18 protein-coding genes, 1 tRNA gene and 1 riboswitch are annotated in these 16,446 nt (G+C 69.5%); of the genes, 12 read left to right on the forward strand and 7 right to left on the reverse strand.

Annotated features, from left to right (window positions below):
• The first annotated feature begins 158 nt into the window (after positions 1-158).
• On the forward strand, positions 159-911 hold the full coding sequence (locus ACFWRO_RS23895) for an MBL fold metallo-hydrolase (protein ID WP_384513090.1): 753 nt from the start codon (positions 159-161) through the stop codon (positions 909-911).
• A 72-nt stretch (positions 912-983) separates the two neighbouring features.
• Here the strand turns inward: ACFWRO_RS23895 and ACFWRO_RS23900 are convergent, their stop codons facing one another.
• Together ACFWRO_RS23900 and ACFWRO_RS23905 are read right to left on the reverse strand one after the other, a co-directional pair.
• Positions 984-2,249, reverse strand: a complete 1,266-nt coding sequence (locus ACFWRO_RS23900; RefSeq protein ID WP_384513091.1) for a PTS transporter subunit EIIC — start codon at positions 2,247-2,249, stop codon at positions 984-986.
• 282 nt (positions 2,250-2,531) lie between these two features.
• Positions 2,532-3,833: a PTS transporter subunit EIIC gene (locus ACFWRO_RS23905; RefSeq protein WP_384513092.1), complete on the reverse strand. Its 1,302-nt coding sequence runs from the start codon at positions 3,831-3,833 to the stop codon at positions 2,532-2,534.
• A 235-nt stretch (positions 3,834-4,068) separates the two neighbouring features.
• On the opposite strand from ACFWRO_RS23905, the gene ACFWRO_RS23910 reads away from it, so the two are divergent.
• The 4 genes from ACFWRO_RS23910 to rdgB all read left to right on the forward strand — a co-directional run bounded on the left by ACFWRO_RS23910 (position 4,069) and on the right by rdgB (position 6,355).
• The gene (locus ACFWRO_RS23910) at positions 4,069-4,302 is read left to right on the forward strand and encodes a PTS glucose/sucrose transporter subunit IIB (protein WP_030222228.1); all 234 of its coding nucleotides are present in this window, start codon (positions 4,069-4,071) and stop codon (positions 4,300-4,302) included.
• A gap of 209 nt (positions 4,303-4,511) precedes the next feature.
• Entirely contained in the window at positions 4,512-5,243 is a 732-nt protein-coding gene (gene rph, locus ACFWRO_RS23915; RefSeq protein WP_384513093.1) for a ribonuclease PH, read from the forward strand.
• Positions 5,244-5,360: 117 nt separating this feature from the next.
• The gene (locus ACFWRO_RS23920; protein WP_384513094.1) at positions 5,361-5,744 is read left to right on the forward strand and encodes a hypothetical protein; all 384 of its coding nucleotides are present in this window, start codon (positions 5,361-5,363) and stop codon (positions 5,742-5,744) included.
• A gap of 8 nt (positions 5,745-5,752) precedes the next feature.
• Positions 5,753-6,355, forward strand: a complete 603-nt coding sequence (gene rdgB / locus ACFWRO_RS23925; protein WP_384513095.1) for an RdgB/HAM1 family non-canonical purine NTP pyrophosphatase — start codon at positions 5,753-5,755, stop codon at positions 6,353-6,355.
• Between the two features lie 52 nt (positions 6,356-6,407).
• Here the strand turns inward: rdgB and ACFWRO_RS23930 are convergent.
• From ACFWRO_RS23930 to bcp, 4 genes are all read right to left on the reverse strand, one after another.
• Positions 6,408-6,494 (reverse strand) — tRNA-Leu (locus ACFWRO_RS23930).
• Between the two features lie 51 nt (positions 6,495-6,545).
• Positions 6,546-7,199 (reverse strand): HNH endonuclease, encoded by a 654-nt coding sequence (locus ACFWRO_RS23935; protein ID WP_384513096.1) that lies wholly within the window; start codon positions 7,197-7,199, stop codon positions 6,546-6,548.
• Positions 7,196-7,846, reverse strand: a complete 651-nt coding sequence (locus ACFWRO_RS23940; RefSeq protein ID WP_384513097.1) for an HNH endonuclease — start codon at positions 7,844-7,846, stop codon at positions 7,196-7,198. The genes ACFWRO_RS23935 and ACFWRO_RS23940 overlap by 4 nt, the downstream gene beginning before the upstream one ends.
• A gap of 150 nt (positions 7,847-7,996) precedes the next feature.
• On the reverse strand, positions 7,997-8,464 hold the full coding sequence (bcp, locus tag ACFWRO_RS23945) for a thioredoxin-dependent thiol peroxidase (RefSeq protein WP_384513098.1): 468 nt from the start codon (positions 8,462-8,464) through the stop codon (positions 7,997-7,999).
• Positions 8,465-8,585: 121 nt separating this feature from the next.
• On the opposite strand from bcp, the gene ACFWRO_RS23950 reads away from it, so the two are divergent.
• The 3 genes from ACFWRO_RS23950 (at position 8,586) to ACFWRO_RS23960 (ending at position 9,773) form a co-directional block, all read left to right on the forward strand.
• Complete coding sequence (locus ACFWRO_RS23950; protein WP_384513099.1) at positions 8,586-8,906, forward strand: DUF3618 domain-containing protein; 321 nt, start codon at positions 8,586-8,588, stop codon at positions 8,904-8,906.
• 46 nt (positions 8,907-8,952) lie between these two features.
• Complete coding sequence (locus ACFWRO_RS23955) at positions 8,953-9,291, forward strand: GroES family chaperonin (protein ID WP_384513100.1); 339 nt, start codon at positions 8,953-8,955, stop codon at positions 9,289-9,291.
• A 58-nt stretch (positions 9,292-9,349) separates the two neighbouring features.
• Positions 9,350-9,418: riboswitch (guanidine-III (ykkC-III) riboswitch) on the forward strand.
• 34 nt (positions 9,419-9,452) lie between these two features.
• Positions 9,453-9,773 (forward strand): DMT family transporter, encoded by a 321-nt coding sequence (locus ACFWRO_RS23960; RefSeq protein ID WP_384513130.1) that lies wholly within the window; start codon positions 9,453-9,455, stop codon positions 9,771-9,773.
• On the opposite strand, the gene ACFWRO_RS23965 is transcribed toward ACFWRO_RS23960, so the two are convergent.
• Positions 9,767-11,983: a transglycosylase domain-containing protein gene (locus ACFWRO_RS23965; RefSeq protein ID WP_384513101.1), complete on the reverse strand. Its 2,217-nt coding sequence runs from the start codon at positions 11,981-11,983 to the stop codon at positions 9,767-9,769. The genes ACFWRO_RS23960 and ACFWRO_RS23965 overlap by 7 nt on opposite strands.
• 140 nt (positions 11,984-12,123) lie before the next feature.
• Here ACFWRO_RS23965 and ACFWRO_RS23970 point away from each other — a divergent pair, with 140 nt between their 5' ends.
• The 4 genes from ACFWRO_RS23970 to ACFWRO_RS23985 all read left to right on the forward strand — a co-directional run bounded on the left by ACFWRO_RS23970 (position 12,124) and on the right by ACFWRO_RS23985 (position 16,209).
• Complete coding sequence (locus ACFWRO_RS23970; RefSeq protein ID WP_384513131.1) at positions 12,124-12,924, forward strand: ABC transporter permease; 801 nt, start codon at positions 12,124-12,126, stop codon at positions 12,922-12,924.
• Between the two features lie 88 nt (positions 12,925-13,012).
• On the forward strand, positions 13,013-13,843 hold the full coding sequence (locus ACFWRO_RS23975) for an ABC transporter permease (protein ID WP_384513102.1): 831 nt from the start codon (positions 13,013-13,015) through the stop codon (positions 13,841-13,843).
• A gap of 15 nt (positions 13,844-13,858) precedes the next feature.
• Entirely contained in the window at positions 13,859-14,845 is a 987-nt protein-coding gene (locus ACFWRO_RS23980) for an ATP-binding cassette domain-containing protein (protein ID WP_384513103.1), read from the forward strand.
• A 17-nt stretch (positions 14,846-14,862) separates the two neighbouring features.
• Positions 14,863-16,209 carry a DUF445 domain-containing protein gene (locus ACFWRO_RS23985; RefSeq protein ID WP_384513104.1) on the forward strand — a complete coding sequence of 449 codons (1,347 nt, stop codon included), beginning with the start codon at positions 14,863-14,865 and terminating at the stop codon, positions 16,207-16,209.
• Positions 16,210-16,446 lie beyond the last annotated feature (237 nt).

Consider the following 16,446-nt stretch of genomic DNA (forward strand, 5'->3'; position numbering starts at 1 on the left):
GTCGCTCTCCCGCCCCAGGTCCATCCGAACCGGTGACAGAGCCCGTGAGTTCGCCCACAACGGGCCGCCGCGGAGGAGCGACGAGCGGAGTCGCGCCTTACGCTCGACGCATCGCACGACCTCCCCCGCCGCTCTCCGCCCTCGGAGGTTCACGCTCCATGAAGCTCACCGTCGTCGGCTGCTCCGGGTCGTTCCCGTCCGCGGACTCGGCCTGTTCGAGCTACCTCGTAGAGGCCGACGGCTTCCGGCTGCTCCTCGACATGGGCAACGGAGCCCTGGGCGAGCTGCAGCGCCACATCGGTCTGTACGACCTCGACGCCATCTTCCTCAGCCACCTGCACGCCGACCACTGCATCGACATGTGCGGGTACTTCGTCGCGCGCTACTACCGCCACGAGGGCGGGCGCTGCGACGCGATCCCGGTCTACGCCCCGGAGGGCGCCGAGCAGCGCCTGACCACGGCGTACGCCGACACCCCCTCGGACAAGTCGATGAGCGAGGTCTTCGACTTCCGCACGCTGAAGTCGGGCTCCTTCGAGATCGGCCCGTTCTCCGTACGTACGGAGAAGGTGTGCCACCCGGTGGAGGCGTACGGCATCAGGATCGAGCACGGCGGCCGCTCACTGACGTACTCCGGCGACACGGGAGCCTGCGACGCCCTGCACGAACTCGCGGAGGGCGCGGACCTCTTCCTCTGCGAGGCGTCCTTCACGCACGGCAAGGAAGACATCCCGGCCCTCCACCTCAACGGCCGCGAGGCGGGCGCGGAGGCGGCCCGCTCCTCGGTGGGCCGCCTGATCCTGACCCACATCCCGCCGTGGACGGACGGCGCCCAGAACCTCGCGGACGCCCGCGCGGTCTACGACGGGCCTTCGGAGCTGGCGTACGCGGGAGCGGTGTACGAGATCTGAGCTGCTGCGGACGTACGGGAAAGGCCCCGGAACCTTGCGGTTCCGGGGCCTTTCCGTCGTGCGGGGCGAGGCTCACGCCTTGGTGAGGTCCTCGAGCTCCTCGTCGGACTCGCGGCCCGGCGTGGGGAGGTTGAACTTGGTGATCGCGAAGCGGAAGACCGCGTAGTAGATCGCGGCGAAGACCAGACCGATCGGAATGATCAACCAGGGCTTCGTGGCCAGGTTCCAGTTCAGCAGGTAGTCGATCGCACCCGCCGAGAAGGTGAAGCCGGCGTGCACACCGAGCGCCCAGGTCACGGCCATCGAGATGGCGGTGAGGACCGCGTGGATCACGTACAGCACCGGGGCGATGAACATGAAGGTGAACTCGATCGGCTCGGTGATACCGGTGACGAAGGAGGTCAGCGCGAGGGAGATCATCATGCCGAGGACGGCCTTGCGGCGCTCCGGGCGGGCGGAGTGCGCGATGGCGAGCGCGGCGGCCGGGAGGCCGAACATCATGATCGGGAAGAAGCCGGACATGAACTGACCGGCGGTCGGGTCACCGGCGAAGAAGCGGCCGATGTCGCCGTGGACGACCTTGCCGGCGGCGTCGGTGAAGTCACCCAGCTGGAACCACGAGACGGTGTTCACGAACTGGTGCATGCCGACCGGGATCAGCGCGCGGTTGATGAGGCCGAAGAGGCCGGCGCCACCGGCGCCGAGGCCGGTCATCCACTCGCCGAAGCTGGAGATGCCGTTGCCGATGGGCTCCCAGACCAGGCCGAAGATCACGCCGACGAGGGTGCCGACGAAGGCCATGATGATCGGGACGAGACGGCGGCCGTTGAAGAAGCCGAGCCAGTCGACCAGCTTGGTGCGGTGGTACTTCTGCCACAGCACCGCGGACAGCAGACCCATCAGGATGCCGCCGAGGACACCGGGGTTGTTGTACGTCGCCGCGACGTCGACACCGTTGTTCTCGGTGGTGTTGACGATGGCCTCGGTGACCGGGAACGCCTTGAGGACGTTGCTGTACACCAGGAAGCCGACGAGGGCGGCCAGGGCGGTCGAGCCGTCGGCCTTCTTGGCGAAGCCGATGGCCACGCCTATGCAGAACAGCAGCGGCAGGTTGGCGAAGACTGCGTCACCGGCCGTGGCGAACACGGAGGCGACCTTGTCCCATCCGAGGCCGTCCTTGCCGAAGACATCGGGCTGGCCGAGACGGAGCAAGATACCCGCGGCCGGCAGCACGGCGATCGGCAGCTGCAGGCTGCGACCTACCTTCTGCAGGCCCTGGAACAGGCCGGATCCGCGCTTCTTCGCGGGAGCGGCGGCCTGGGCGGTGGCCGTACTCATCAACTTCCTCCAGTAGGCAAGGCGCCGCCAGAGGTCAGTGAAAGGGGGTGACGGCGGCGTCTCGTGGAACGCGGTGGTCTGGACCGCGTGGTCTACACCAATGAGTGGTGTAGACCAGTTTTAGCACGTGAGACTTAGATAAGGAACCTGCGAATTCTCCGTGCCCGGACCATCGCTCGGCGTGAACGACGAAAGGCCCCCGGACCATGAGGTCCGAGGGCCTTTCGGGGCGTCAGGACTCGGGACGAAAGGCCCGAGTCGTGGGGGAGCGGCCGGCTGCGACTACGCCTTGGTCACGTCCTTGTCCATCTCCTCCGCCAGTTCCTCCGGCTCGCGCCCCGGCGTCGGGAGGTTGAACTTGGTGATCGCGAACCGGAAGATCACGTAGTACACGAGCGCGAAGCCGAGGCCGATCGGAATGATCAGCCAGGGTTTGGTCGCCAGGTTCCAGTTGATGACGTAGTCGATCAGACCCGCCGAGAAGCTGAAGCCGTCCTTCACTCCGAGCGCCCACGTCACGGCCATCGAGACACCCGTGAGCACGGCGTGGATCGCGAACAGGACCGGGGCGATGAAGAGGAACGAGTACTCGATCGGCTCGGTGATACCGGTGACGAACGAGGTCAGGGCGACCGACAGCATCAGGCCGCCGACCTCCTTGCGGCGGTTCGGCCGCGCGCAGTGGGTGATCGCCAGCGCTGCCGCCGGCAGAGCGAACATCATGATCGGGAAGAAGCCCGTCAGGAACTGACCGGCCTCCGGGTCCCCGGCGAGGAACATCGGGATGTCGCCGTGGACCGTCGTGCCGTCCGGCCTGGTGTACGTGCCGAACTGGAACCAGATGGGCACGTTCAGGAACTGGTGCAGACCGATCACGAGCAGCGCGCGGTTGGCGACACCGAAGATGCCGGAACCCCAGGCCCCCAGGCCCACCAGCCAGTCGCTGAAGTTCTCCAGGCCGTCGCCGATCGGCGGCCAGACCCACAGGCACAGGGACGCGAAGGCGATCGCGACGAAGGTCATGATGATCGGCACGAGACGGCGGCCGTTGAAGAAGCCCAGCCAGTCCACCAGCCTCACCCGGTGGTAGCGCTGCCAGAACCAGGCCGCGAGCAAGCCGATGACGATGCCGCCGAAGACGCCCGGGTTCTGGTACGTGTACCCGCTGAAGATCTCCTCGGGCGCCAGGCAGCCGCCGTTGATGTCCGCCGTGCCTGCCGGGCAGTCCTCGGGGAACTGACGCAGCACGTTGTAGTAGACGAGGAAGCCGACCGTCGCCGCCAGCGCCGTCGAGCCGTCCGCCTTCTTCGCGAGCCCGATCGCCACGCCGATGCAGAACAGCAGGGGCAGGCCCAGGTTGCCGTCGAGCAGGGCGCCACCGGCACCCGCCATCACCTTGGCCACGTTGTCCCAGCCCAGGCCGTCGGCGCCGAAGACGTCGGGCTGGCCGAGACGGTTGAGGATGCCGGCCGCCGGCAGTACGGCGATGGGGAGCTGGAGGCTCCGCCCCATCTTCTGCAGCCCTTGGAAGAGACCGCCCCACATCGACTTCTTCGGCGCGGCGGCCGGGCTGTCCGTACTCATCGGCGTCCTCCCTGACCCGGAACGATCCGGGCCCGAATCGCGTTGCACACTGGTGTAGACCAGTTGCGATAGGCTCCCGGAGCCCCCTGGGGCAGGCTGCCGGTGATCGTCATCATTCGGCAGAACGAGGGCACTCGCTCGCGAAGTTGGGCCAACCGTGCGTTACCGTGACAAAGCGGACCACCGGTGCGCCGAGACTCACGTTCTTCGAACAGGAACGGACAGGGAGAAAGACATGGCCAGCAAGGCTGAGAAGATCGTCGCCGGCCTCGGCGGCATCGACAACATCGAAGAGGTCGAGGGCTGCATCACCCGCCTCCGCACCGAGGTCGTCGACGCGAGCCTCGTCGACGAGGCCGCGCTCAAGGCCGCCGGCGCGCACGGCGTCGTCAAGATGGGCACCGCGATCCAGGTCGTCATCGGCACGGACGCCGACCCGATCGCCGCCGACATCGAAGACATGATGTGAGCGACGCCTGACGCACGCTCGACTCACCGCTGAGTCACCCCGAAGGGGGCCCGGTCCGACAGGGGACCGGGCCTTCGTCGCGTAGGGGGGGAGGGCGAGGGCACTGTCGGGGCGCGGGGCCTGGATCCCGTACGGCCCCTGCGCGAGGGCCAGGCCACTGTCCCCCTGCGGGGGACCAAGCCCCCTTCCCCGACGGCTACGCTCGTGACATGTCTCGTATCGACGGCCGTACCCCCGAACAGCTCCGCCCCGTCACCATCGAACGCGGATGGAGCAAGCACGCAGAGGGCTCCGTCCTCATCTCCTTCGGCGACACCAAGGTCTTCTGCACCGCCTCCGTCACCGAAGGCGTCCCGCGCTGGCGCAAGGGCAGCGGCGAGGGCTGGGTCACCGGCGAGTACTCGATGCTCCCGCGCGCCACCAACACCCGCGGCGACCGCGAGTCCGTCCGCGGCAAGATCGGCGGCCGCACGCACGAGATCTCCCGCCTCATCGGCCGCTCCCTGCGCGCGGTCATCGACTACAAGGCCCTCGGCGAGAACACCATCGTCCTCGACTGCGACGTCCTCCAGGCCGACGGCGGCACCCGCACCGCCGCCATCACCGGCGCGTACGTCGCCCTCGCCGACGCCGTCGCCTGGGCCCAGACCAAGAAGCTGGTGAAGGCCGGCCGCAAGCCGCTCACCGGCACCGTCGCCGCCGTCTCCGTCGGCATCGTCGACGGCACCCCCCTCCTCGACCTCCGCTACGAGGAGGACGTCCGCGCCGACACCGACATGAACGTCGTCTGCACCGGCGACGGCCGCTTCGTCGAGGTCCAGGGCACCGCCGAGGCCGAGCCCTTCGACCGCAAGGAGCTCAACGCCCTCCTCGACCTCGCGTCCGGCGGCTGCGCCGACCTCGCCGAGATCCAGCGCAAGGCGCTCGAAGGAACTCTGTAGCCCGCTACGGCGTCCTCATGGACGGGCGCACGGCATGGACCGTGCGCCCGTTGCCGTACCGGTGTCCGCACCTGTATCCGTACCTGTACTTGTTTCCATCTCTGGGGAGGACCCGTCTTGAAGCGCCGTCTTGCAATCGCCGTGGCCTCGGCTGCCGTACTCGCCTCCACCACCCTCGTCGGCTGCGGAGCACTCGACAAGGCGATGGACTGTGTCGCGACCGCCGACGCGATAGCCACCAGCGTCGACAAGCTCTCGCAGGCCGTCTCCAACGCCTCCAACGACCCGACGCAGCTCAACGATGCCCTGAACGAGATCTCCACGGAGCTCGGCAACCTCAAGGACACGACGGACAACGCCGACCTGTCCAAGGCCGTGGACGACCTCACCAAGGGCGTCGAAACGGTGAAGACCGCCGTCAACAACGGCGACACGACCCCGGACATCAAGCCGATCACGGACGCGGCCACCGAGATCGGCAAGGTCTGCACCCCGGGATAATCGGGAGCATGACCCGTCTGATCCTCGCTACCCGCAACGCCGGGAAGATCACCGAACTCCACGCGATCCTCGCCGACGCAGGCCTCCCTCACGAGCTCGTCGGCGCGGACGCGTACCCGGAGGTCCCGGACACCAAGGAGACCGGCGTCACCTTCGCCGAGAACGCTCTCCTCAAAGCCCACGCGCTCGCACAGGCCACGGGCCTGCCGGCGGTCGCCGACGACTCCGGCCTGTGCGTCGACGTCCTGAACGGCGCCCCCGGCATCTTCTCGGCCCGCTGGTCCGGCACCCACGGCGACGACCGCGCCAACCTGGACCTGCTCCTGGCCCAGATCGCCGACATCGACACCGCCCACCGAGGCGCCCACTTCGCCTGCGCGGCGGCCCTGGCCCTCCCGGACGGCCGCGAGCGCGTCGTCGAGGGCCAACTGCGCGGGCTACTGCGCACCACCCCGACCGGCACGAACGGCTTCGGCTACGACCCGATCCTCCAGCCGGCCGGCTACGACGTGACATGCGCCGAACTGACCCCGGAGCAGAAGAACGCGATCAGCCACCGGGGGAAGGCGTTCAGGGCGCTCGTGCCGGTGGTCCGGGAGCTGCTGGGCTGAGACCGCTTACGAAAAGAGGCCTGCGAATCAACCTTCGATTCGCAGGCCTTCTTGGTGCGGCGGAAGGGATTCGAACCCTCAAGCCGTTTCACGGGCCACAGATCCTAAGTCTGCTGCGTCGCCGTTGCGCCACCGCCGCTAGCCGCCTGTCATCGTACCGGGACAGGCGGCTGCGGTGATCGGGTGGGCGCTAGGAGCCTTTCCGCCGGGCCCCTCCCCTGCACCAGGTGCTGGTGATCGCATGGCAGTTGGGGCAGAGCAGTCGCAGGTTCTCGCGTCGATCGTCGCGCCAGTCGCCGTCGATGTGGTCGATCTCCAGCGTCATCGGCTTGCCGAGCCACTCAGGTCCGACGCCGCACCGAGCGCACTGCTCGGGCACACCGATCCCGCGCAGCGCGCGGCGCAGCACCTTGGTGGTCGTTCGGTTGCTCTTGTCGTGCCGCACGAGCACCTCTTCGGGGCGCTTGGCGGTCGCGCTCGCCTTGCCTCGCCGATGGGCCTGCCCGAGGAAATGGGCGGTCGACAGGCCGTCTTCGGCGATCCATCGTCGTAGGGCGGCGCGCTGAGCGCCGTTGTCCGCCCGGCCCAGACGGTGCAGGACCTCCCTGACGGAGGACGATGCAGCCACCACGTCCCGAAGTTCGCAGGTGCTCGGCCGCGCGAGCCTGCCGAAGGGCGGGAAGTGAGAGACATCGATGCCCAGGTGCGCGAAGCGCCGCATCAGGTAGCGAGCGAGGTTCGCGTAGGGGCGGGTGCCGAGGAAGGCGATGACTTCGTCGATGTCGGCGCACCGCGCTGCGGCTTCCGCCAGGCACTCGCGGGTGTACCGCATGCCACTGGTCATCCGGTGCGCCTCTTGCCGCGCCCCCGGTAGGTGTCCGTCGTCGAGTGACAGTTGGGGCAGAGCAGCCGCAGGTTCTCGATCCGGTTGTCGCGCCAGTCGCCGCCGACGTGGTCGACCTCAAGCGGGAGCGGCTCGCCCAGCCACACCGCCTCGATGCCGCAGAGCGCGCACCGCTCCTCGACGCCGACCTCGAGCATCGCGCTCCTGAGTCGGTCGCGCTGGGCGCGCAGAGGGTGGGCCGAGGTGTCCATCGTCAGGATTTCGGCCGGCGTGCGTCGACGCCGGTTGTCTCTCATGCGTTCGGTCCGGGCAGGCGGCGCGAAGTGCGAGGTGTCGATGCCGTACGCCCGGATCCGGCGGCTGATGTGGGTGTGCTGCCCGCCGACGAGTTCCACCCCCAGGCGCCGTAGGACGTCCCACATGTTCGTCGACTCGGCCACCGCCTCCTCCAGGATTTCCCTGGTCCACCGCACCCCTTCCTGCTGGAAGTGCGACGTGTCCACCCCCAGCCTCCTCATCCGCTCCCGCACATACCTGCGCGTCCCGCTCCTCGGGTCCACCCCCAGCTTCCCCAGCGCCTCCGACAGCGTCCTCGACGTGCCCGCCGCATGCGCGAGCCGTTCCCTCGTGTACGGACTTTCCGGCATCCCAGCACCCCTCCGCCCCGGCCACCTGTTCGTGGTCTCGTACGGAGTAACGAGCCGAATATCGGACGGTCACCTCGGAATGTGTCCGGAATACGGAACGGCCCGCACCGTTTCGAAATCGGGTGCGGGCCGTTCCTTTTAGGCGCGGGGTCAGATGCCCAGGTCCTTGATGATCTTGGCGACGTGGCCGGTCGCCTTCACGTTGTAGAAGGCGCGTTCGACCTTGCCGTCCTCGTCGACGACGATCGTCGAGCGGATCACGCCCGTCACCGTCTTGCCGTACAGCTTCTTCTCGCCGAACGCGCCGTACGCCTCCAGCGTCTCCTTCGACGGGTCGCCGACCAGCGTGACCTTCAGGTGCTCCTGTTCGCGGAACTTCGCCAGCTTCTCCGGCTTGTCGGGCGACACGCCGATGACGTCGTAGCCCGCGCCGGCCAGCAGGTCCAGGTTGTCCGTGAAGTCGCAGGCCTGCTTCGTGCAGCCGGGGGTGAGCGCCGCCGGGTAGAAGTACACGATGACCTTGCGGCCCTTGTGGTCCGCGAGCGAGATCTCCTTGCCGTCGGCGTCGGGCAGGGTGAAGGCGGGGGCGGTGTCGCCGGGCTGAAGTCGCTCGCTCATGGCTCTCCTCGGGGTGTCTGGGCGTACACGCCCGAGCCTAATGGGGGCCTGAGACAGACCACGGACCAAGAAACTGAGAGACTGTCCGTCAAGGACCGATTACGACTACGGAGGCAGCGCGGTGTCGGACGCCAGGACCCCTGCGCAGATCGAGGCGGACATCGTCCGCCGGCGCGACCAGCTTGCCGAGACTCTCGACGAGATCGGCATTCGGATGCATCCGAAGACGATCGTCGGTGATGCCAAGGCCAAGGTCGCCTCGACTGTCGACCACACCGCCGGACGCGCGTTCGCCGCTGTCAACCGGACCGTGTCGGACGTGAAGGCCCGCTTCACGCACGAGGACGGCGCGCCGCGCCTGGAGCGGGTGGTTCCGGTGGCGCTCGTCGCCGTCGCCCTCGTCGGGCTGCTCGCGGTCTCGGCCCGTAAGCGCGGGGCGTGACCCCTCCCGGGCACCGGCGACACGCCCGGCCAGGTAGGTTCTGACCGTGAGCGAGAACACCGACGACAAGCTGCCCATCCGGATGCTCCACGACCGTGTCCTTGTCCGGACCGACTCTCCCGAGGGCGAGCGGCGTTCGGGCGGGGGCATCCTGATCCCCGCGACCGCCGCCGTGGGCCGTCGGCTGGCCTGGGCCGAGGTCGTCGCGGTCGGCCAGAACGTGCGTACGGTCGAGACGGGTGACCGGGTGCTGTACGACCCCGAGGACCGCGCCGAGGTCGAGGTGCGGGGCGTGGCGTACGTACTGATGCGGGAGCGGGACCTGCACGCGGTGGCCGCGGACCGGTTCGAGGGGTCCAAGGGCACCACCGGGCTGTATCTGTAGATCGTCCGAAAATGATCGTCTTCCAGGCCTGGTGACCGGTGTCACCAGGCCTTTTATCTGTTCTTTGCTACCCTGGAAACACCCGACGAGACGCGCCGTACCGGGCTTCACGCAAAGACGACGCACCCCTGTTGATCCGTCTCGCGGAGGTGTTCGTCGTCATGGCCTGGGTCTTTCTTCTCGTCGCCGGTCTGCTCGAAGTCGGCTGGTCCATCGGCATGAAGTACACGGACGGGTTCACCCGTCTCTGGCCGAGCGTTCTCACGGGCGCCGGGATCGTCGCCTCGATGGTGCTGCTGTCGCACGCGGCCAAGACCCTGCCGATCGGTACCGCCTACGGCGTCTGGGTCGGCATCGGCGCTGCCGGTGCGGCGGTGCTCGGCATGGTGGTGCTCGGTGAGCCGGCGACCGCCGCCCGGATCTTCTTCGTCTGTCTGCTGCTTGTGGCCGTGGTCGGTCTGAAGGCGACCTCGGGTCACTGACGCGGCATCACGTCACGGCCTCGCGGGCGCTCCGGGCCCGCTGGGGCCGTGTCCTCCTGGAGGTCACCGGTTCCAGTACTGGCTCCTTCTTCCCTCTCTCCCTCTCGCTCCCCCTCCTCCTGCAGGTTCGGCCGTGAGGGGTCGAGGGGGCTGAAGGGTTCCAGCCACTCCTCGGCGTCCGCGCCCGGCTGCAGGTCGAACTCGCGGGGTTCCGTGCCCGCCAGCGCGTCCCGGGTGAACTGGGCCCAGATCTGCGCCGGCGTCCCGCCTCCGTTGATGCGGGGCTGGCCGAGCGCCCCGTACAGCGGCTTCTGTTCGCCCGTCTCCGGGTCCTGGCCCATCATCGTGACGACCGTCGCGAGGTCCGGGGTGTACCCGGCGAACCAGGCGGCCTTGTCGTCCTCGGCCGTGCCCGTCTTGCCGGCGGCCGGTCGCCCGGCCGCGAGCGCGGCCGTTCCCGTACCGCTCTGCACCACGCTCCGCAGTACCGCTGTCGTCCCGTCGGCGGCCTCCCTGCTCACCGCCTGTCGGCCCTCGGACGTGGGCAGGTCGAGTGCCTCGCCGTCCTTGGTGACCTGCTCGACGAGGGTGTACGTGCCGTGGCGGCCGTGGTTGGCGAGGGTGGCGTACGCCTCGGCCATGTCGAGGACGCTCGCGGTGGCCGGGCCGAGCGCGATGGAGGGGGAGGAGTTGAGGTCGGGGGTCCGGGCGGGCAGGCCGAGGGCGACGGCGGTCTCCTTGACCTTGGCGGGCCCGACGTCCACGGCCATCTGCGCGTACACCGCGTTGACCGAGGAGTCGGTGGCGGTGCGGACGGTGATGTCGCCGTAGGAGGCGTCGTCCTCGTTGGCGGGGGCGTAGAGGGCGCCGGTCCAGCCCTCGACGGGGCGCTTGTCGGTGCCGTCGTAGTACGTGTTCGGGGTGATCGGCTCGCCGTACTGGGTGAGCGAGGCGTGCTGGAGGGCGGCGGCGAGGACGAAGGGCTTGAAGGTGGAGCCGACCTGGTAGTCGCGGCGGGTGGCGTTGTTGACGTACTGCTTGGTGTAGTCGATGCCGCCGTAGAGGGCGACGACGCGGCCGCTCGCGGGGTCGATGGCCGCGCCGCCGACCCGTACGTAGCGGTCGGTGAGGTTCCGTGCCGGGTCGAGCCGGGAGGTGACCTGGGCGTCGACGGCGTCGACGAAGGCGTCCTGCTTCTGCTTCTCCAGGGTGGTGGTGATGCGGTAGCCGCCGCCGGCGAGGGTCTTCTCGTCGATGACGCCGTGGTCGGTGAGGTAGTCCTCGACGGCCTGGACGAGGTAGCCGCGCTGGCCGGAGAGGCCGGTGGCGGGGCGGGCGGTCTGCGGTGCCGGGAAGGTGGCGGCGGCCCGGTCGGCGCGGGAGAGCCAGCGCTCCTTGACCATGCCGTCCAGGACGTAGTGCCAGCGGGCGAGGGCCTTGGCCCGGTTCTCGGGGTGGGTCGCCACGTCGTAGGCGCTGGGGGCCTTGAGGAGCGAGGCGAGGTACGCGCCTTCGGCGGTGTCGAGGTCGGTGGCGTCCTTGCCGTAGTAGGCGCGGGCGGCGGCCTGGATGCCGTAGGCGTTGCGGCCGAAGTAACTGGTGTTCAGATAGCCCTCGAAGATCTGGTCCTTGCTCTTCTCGCGGTTGAGTTTGATCGCGATGAAGAACTCCTTCACCTTGCGGGTGACGGTCTGTTCCTGGCCCAGGTAGTAGTTCTTGACGTACTGCTGGGTGAGGGTGGAGCCGGACTGGCGGCCCTTGCCGGTGAGGGTGTTCCAGGCGGCGCGGACCATGGCCTTGGGGTCGACGGCGCGGGCGGAGCGGAAGTCGCGGTCCTCGGCGGCGAGTACGGCGTGCCGGACGGTGAGGGGGACCTGCGCGAGGCGGACGTTCTCGCGGTTGACCTCGCCGTCGCGGGCGATCGGGGTGCCGTCCCGGTAGAGGTACACGTTGGACTGGGCGGTCGCGGCGGCGTTGGCGGGCGGGATCTCGACGAGCAGGTAGCCGGCGACGAAGCCGCCGGCGCCCAGCAGGACGGCGAGGAGGAACGTGCCGGCGACGGCCCGCAGGAGGCGCACGGGTCGCGAGCGCCGCGGACGACGGGGAGGCGGGGGGACGGTGGGGTCCCTGGGCGCCCAGCCGGGTCGGTGGGGACGATCTGGCGGGTCGTCGCGCATGTCTGGAACTCCCGTACCGGATGAAGGAGGCATGGCCTCCCCATAGTGCATGTATCGGATCAAATCATCCGTAATCCTACGTATTACGACTCGAAAAGTACTCGCGGTGGCGGAGTGCGGGCCGCTAGGGTCGTGCGCTTCCGTGGATCTAGGTGGAGGGCGGCCCGGGCATGCTGCGGCTGTACGCGACGGTGGCCGCGGGTGGGTTCCGGCGCCATGCCACGTACCGGATGGCAACGGCGGCGGGGGTGTTCACCAACACCGTCTTCGGCCTCGTCCTGTCGTACACGTACATCGCCCTCTGGGACGAGCGGCCCCAGCTGGGTGGCTACGACATGGCGGACGCGCTCGCCTATGTGTGGATCGGCCAGGGGCTGCTCGCGGTCTGCGGGCTGATGGGCGGCGGGTTCGAGGAGGAGCTGATCGAGCGCATCCGTACGGGTGACATCGCCGTCGACCTCTACCGCCCGGCGGACCTCCAGGCCTGGTGGTTCTCGGCCAACGCGGGCCGGTCCGCGTACCAGTTGCTCGTGCGCGGGGCGGTGCCGATGGTGATCGGGGCGCTCGTCTTCGACTTCCGGATGCCGTCCAGGCCGATGACCTGGCTCGCGTTCGTGCTGGCCGTCGCGCTGGGCTCGTTCGTCAGCTTCGCGATCTGGTACCTGGTCGCGATGTCCGCGTTCTGGCTGATGGACGGTCAGGGGGTGGTGCAGGTCGCGTGGCTGGGCGGGCTCTTCTTCTCGGGGATGCTGCTGCCGCTGAACGTCTTCCCGGGCACGCTGGGAGAGGTGGCGCGGGTGCTGCCGTGGGCGTCGATGCTGCAGATCCCGGCGGACGTGTACCTGGAGAAGTACGAGGGGTGGGGGCTGCTGGGGGCGTACGGCTTCCAGCTGGCGTGGGCGGCGGTACTGCTGACGGCGGGCCGGCTGGCGCAGTCGCTGGCGACGCGGAAGGTGGTGGTGCAGGGTGGGTGACGCGGTGCCTGACGGGGTGGCTGACCGTGCGGCTGACCGGATGGCTGACGGGGTGGCTGACCGAGTGCCTGACGGGGTGGCTGACCGCATGGCTGACTCGCGCGCGCCGATCGGGCTGGGGGATGCCTGGCGTACGTACCGGATGGTCGCGGGGATGTGGATCCGCTCGACGATGACGTACCGCGCCTCCTTCGCCCTGACCCTGGTCACGTCCTTCACGGTCACGTTCTTCGACTTCGTCGTGATCCTGCTGATGTTCGGTCAGGTGAAGGGGCTCGGCGGCTTCTCGTTCGCGGAGATCGCGTTCCTGTACGGGACGACCAGCACGTCCTTCGGCATCGCGGACCTGACGATGGGCTCGCTGCAGCGGATGGGCAGGCGGGTGCGGGACGGCTCGCTGGACATGTTCCTGCTGCGCCCGGCGCCGGTGCTCGCGCAGGTGGCGGCGGACAAGTTCGCGCTGCGGCGGCTGGGCAGAGTGGCGCAAGGCGTCTTCGTACTCGTCTGGGCCCTGTGCATCGTCGACGTGGAGTGGACGGCGACGAAGGTGCTGCTCCTGCCGGTGACGCTGGTGAGCGGCGCGGTGATCTTCTCGGCGGTGATGGTGGTGGGCGCGTCCGCGCTGTTCTGGGCGCAGGACGCGGCGGAGGTGACGAGCGCGTTCACGTACGGGGGGAACACGCTGCTCCAGTACCCGCCGTCGATCTTCGCGCAGGAGCTGGTGCGGGGTGCCGTGTACGTCGTACCGCTGGCGTTCGTGAACTGGCTCCCGGCGCTGTACATGCTGGGGCGGGAGGCGCCGGCGGGGGTGCCGGGGTGGCTGGCGTTCGCGTCGCCGCTGGTGGCGGTGGGGTGCTGCGGGCTCGCGGGGCTCGCGTGGCGGGCGGGCCTTCGTGCGTACCGGAGTACAGGAAGCTGAGGAGTGGTCGTTCGGATGACGTTCATCGACGTACAGAACGTGGAGAAGGTCTTCTCGGTACGCCGGAAGACGGGGCTGCTGCGCCGGGAGAGGCGTGAGGTGCGGGCGGTCGACGGGATCAGCTTCGGCGTGGCGCGGGGCGAGATGGTCGGCTGCATCGGCCCCAACGGCGCGGGGAAGTCGACGACGATCAAGATGCTGACGGGCATCCTCACGCCGAGCGGGGGCGGGCTGCGGGTCGCGGGGATCGACCCGTCGCGGGAGCGGACGCGGCTCGCGCAGCGGATCGGGGTGGTGTTCGGGCAGCGGACGACGCTCTGGTGGGACCTGCCGCTGAGGGACTCGTACCGGCTGGTGCACCGGATGTACCGCATCCCGGACGCGCGGTACGCGGAGAACCTGGCGCGCTGCGTCGACCTGCTGGAGCTGGGCGAGCTGCTCGACGTCCCGGTGCGGCAGCTGTCGCTGGGCCAGCGGATGCGGGGAGACATCGCGGCGGCGCTGCTGCACGACCCGGAGGTGCTGTACCTGGACGAGCCGACGATCGGCCTGGATGTCGTGTCGAAGGCGCGGGTACGGGAGTTCCTGCGCGAGCTGAACGCGGAGCGGGGCACGACGGTGCTCCTGACGACCCACGACCTGACGGACATCGAGCAGCTGTGCCGCCGGGTGATGGTGATCGACCACGGCCGCCTGATGTACGACGGGGAGCTGGCGGGCCTGCACGGGGCGGGTTCCGAGGGGGAGAGCGAGCGCCTGCTGATGGTGGACCTGGAGCGCGAGCTGCCGCCGATCGACCTGCCGGGGGCGCGCTTCGTGCGGGCGGAGGGCCCGAGGCAGTGGCTGGCGTTCCCGGCGTCGACCTCGGCGGCGCCGCTGGTGGCGGCGGTGGCGGAGAGGTACCCGCTGGTGGATCTGTCGGTGCGGGAGCCCGACATTGAGGCGGTGATCGCGAAGATGTACGGGAAACGGGAACTTGAGGTGCGTCCGGAAAGTCGTTGATGTAGGGAGGTGGGGTGATGAGCGAGACGAGGAGCGGATCGCCGGGCACGGCGGGGGACGCGACGCCCGGGGGAGAGACGCGCCGCCGGCCGCCGTTGGTGGCGTTCTCGTACACGGCGGCGGACGCGGAGCGTCACCGTGGCGTACGCCGGATGAAGACACTGGCGACGGGCCTGCTGGTCCTCGTGGCGGTGATCTATGCCCTGGCGACGTGGGCGGAGCACGCGGGCTGGGGCGCATGGGCCGGCTATGTGGCGGCCGCGGCGGAGGCCGGCATGGTGGGCGCGCTGGCGGACTGGTTCGCGGTGACGGCCCTGTTCCGGCGGCCGCTCGGGCTGCCGATCCCGCACACGGCGATCATCCCGACGAAGAAGGACCAGCTGGGAGCGACGCTGGGTTCGTTCGTGGGCGAGAACTTCCTTTCTCCGGATGTCGTACGGGGCCGACTGGCGGCGCTGGGCATCGCGGGCAGGCTGGGCGCGTGGCTGTCGGAACCGGACCACGCGGACAGGGTGACGCGCGAACTCGCCACCGCCCTCCGGGGCGCCCTTACGGTCCTGCGGGACTCGGACATCCAGGCGGTGGTCGGCGAGGCGATCACGCGGCGGGCGGAGGCGGCGGAGATCGCGCCGGGGATCGGCAAGACGCTGGAGAAGGTCGTCGCGGACGGGGCGCACCACAGGGCCGTGGACCTGATCTGCGCGCGGGCGCACGACTGGCTGGTGTTCCACGCGGACTCGGTGATGGACGCGGTCCAGGGCGGGGCCCCGGGCTGGACGCCGCGCTTCGTGGACCGGAGGGTCGGGGAGCGGGTCTACAAGGAGCTGCTGCGCTTCGTCACGGAGATGCGGGACATGCCCGCGCACCCGGCGCGCGACGCGATCGACCGCTTCCTGACGGACTTCGCGGCGGACCTCCAGGGGGACACGGAGACCCGGGCGAGGGTGGAACGCCTGAAGGCGGACCTGCTTGCGCGCCCGGAGGTCCAGGACATCATCGCCTCGGCGTGGGCGTCGGTACGCGGCATGATCATCGCGGCAGCGGAGGACGACCGCAGCCAGCTCCGGCTGCGTGCGCGTGCGTCCCTGATCTCCCTGGGCGGCCGCCTGGTGACGGACGGCCGCCTGCAGGCGAAGGTCGAGGGCTGGGCGGAGGACGCGGCGGCGTACGTGGTCACGACGTACCGGGACGAGATCACGTCCCTCATCAGCGACACGGTGGCGGGCTGGGACGCGACCCAGACCTCGAAGAAGATCGAGGCCAACATCGGCCGCGACCTCCAGTTCATCCGCATCAACGGCACGGTGGTGGGCGCACTGGCGGGCCTGCTGATCTACACGATCAGCAGGGGGGTGGGGGCGTAGGGCTGGGCGCTGGGCGCCCGGGGACGAAGGACGACCGGGGGGCAGGCTGGGCGCGGGACGGCCCCAGGCCGAAGGACGCCCCAAGGGCCCTGGCACTGGCCTTGACCCTGGGGGCAGGCTGGGCGCTGGGCGGGGGTAGGGGCCCGCCCAGCGCCCCCCATTGGGGGGGGCACCCTTCAATTCTGAAGGGACCCCCCCCCCGGTAAGCCCATGGAGCACCCCGTGACCACCCCCTAG

This window comes from Streptomyces sp. NPDC058579 (genome assembly GCF_042718575.1).
In the GTDB taxonomy this organism is placed as follows: domain Bacteria; phylum Actinomycetota; class Actinomycetes; order Streptomycetales; family Streptomycetaceae; genus Streptomyces.

What these genes read in the sequence shown, in the direction of transcription:
- ACFWRO_RS23895 (WP_384513090.1), top strand. Translation starts at nt 159, where the DNA reads ATGAAGCTCACCGTCGTCGGCTGCTCCGGGTCGTTCCCGTCCGCGGAC.
- ACFWRO_RS23900 (WP_384513091.1), bottom strand. Translation starts at nt 2,249, where the DNA reads ATGAGTACGGCCACCGCCCAGGCCGCCGCTCCCGCGAAGAAGCGCGGA.
- ACFWRO_RS23905 (WP_384513092.1), bottom strand. Translation starts at nt 3,833, where the DNA reads ATGAGTACGGACAGCCCGGCCGCCGCGCCGAAGAAGTCGATGTGGGGC.
- ACFWRO_RS23910 (WP_030222228.1), top strand. Translation starts at nt 4,069, where the DNA reads ATGGCCAGCAAGGCTGAGAAGATCGTCGCCGGCCTCGGCGGCATCGAC.
- rph (WP_384513093.1), top strand. Translation starts at nt 4,512, where the DNA reads ATGTCTCGTATCGACGGCCGTACCCCCGAACAGCTCCGCCCCGTCACC.
- rdgB (WP_384513095.1), top strand. Translation starts at nt 5,753, where the DNA reads ATGACCCGTCTGATCCTCGCTACCCGCAACGCCGGGAAGATCACCGAA.
- ACFWRO_RS23935 (WP_384513096.1), bottom strand. Translation starts at nt 7,199, where the DNA reads ATGACCAGTGGCATGCGGTACACCCGCGAGTGCCTGGCGGAAGCCGCA.
- ACFWRO_RS23940 (WP_384513097.1), bottom strand. Translation starts at nt 7,846, where the DNA reads ATGCCGGAAAGTCCGTACACGAGGGAACGGCTCGCGCATGCGGCGGGC.
- bcp (WP_384513098.1), bottom strand. Translation starts at nt 8,464, where the DNA reads ATGAGCGAGCGACTTCAGCCCGGCGACACCGCCCCCGCCTTCACCCTG.
- ACFWRO_RS23960 (WP_384513130.1), top strand. Translation starts at nt 9,453, where the DNA reads ATGGCCTGGGTCTTTCTTCTCGTCGCCGGTCTGCTCGAAGTCGGCTGG.
- ACFWRO_RS23965 (WP_384513101.1), bottom strand. Translation starts at nt 11,983, where the DNA reads ATGCCTCCTTCATCCGGTACGGGAGTTCCAGACATGCGCGACGACCCG.
- ACFWRO_RS23975 (WP_384513102.1), top strand. Translation starts at nt 13,013, where the DNA reads ATGGCTGACTCGCGCGCGCCGATCGGGCTGGGGGATGCCTGGCGTACG.
- ACFWRO_RS23980 (WP_384513103.1), top strand. Translation starts at nt 13,859, where the DNA reads ATGACGTTCATCGACGTACAGAACGTGGAGAAGGTCTTCTCGGTACGC.
- ACFWRO_RS23985 (WP_384513104.1), top strand. Translation starts at nt 14,863, where the DNA reads ATGAGCGAGACGAGGAGCGGATCGCCGGGCACGGCGGGGGACGCGACG.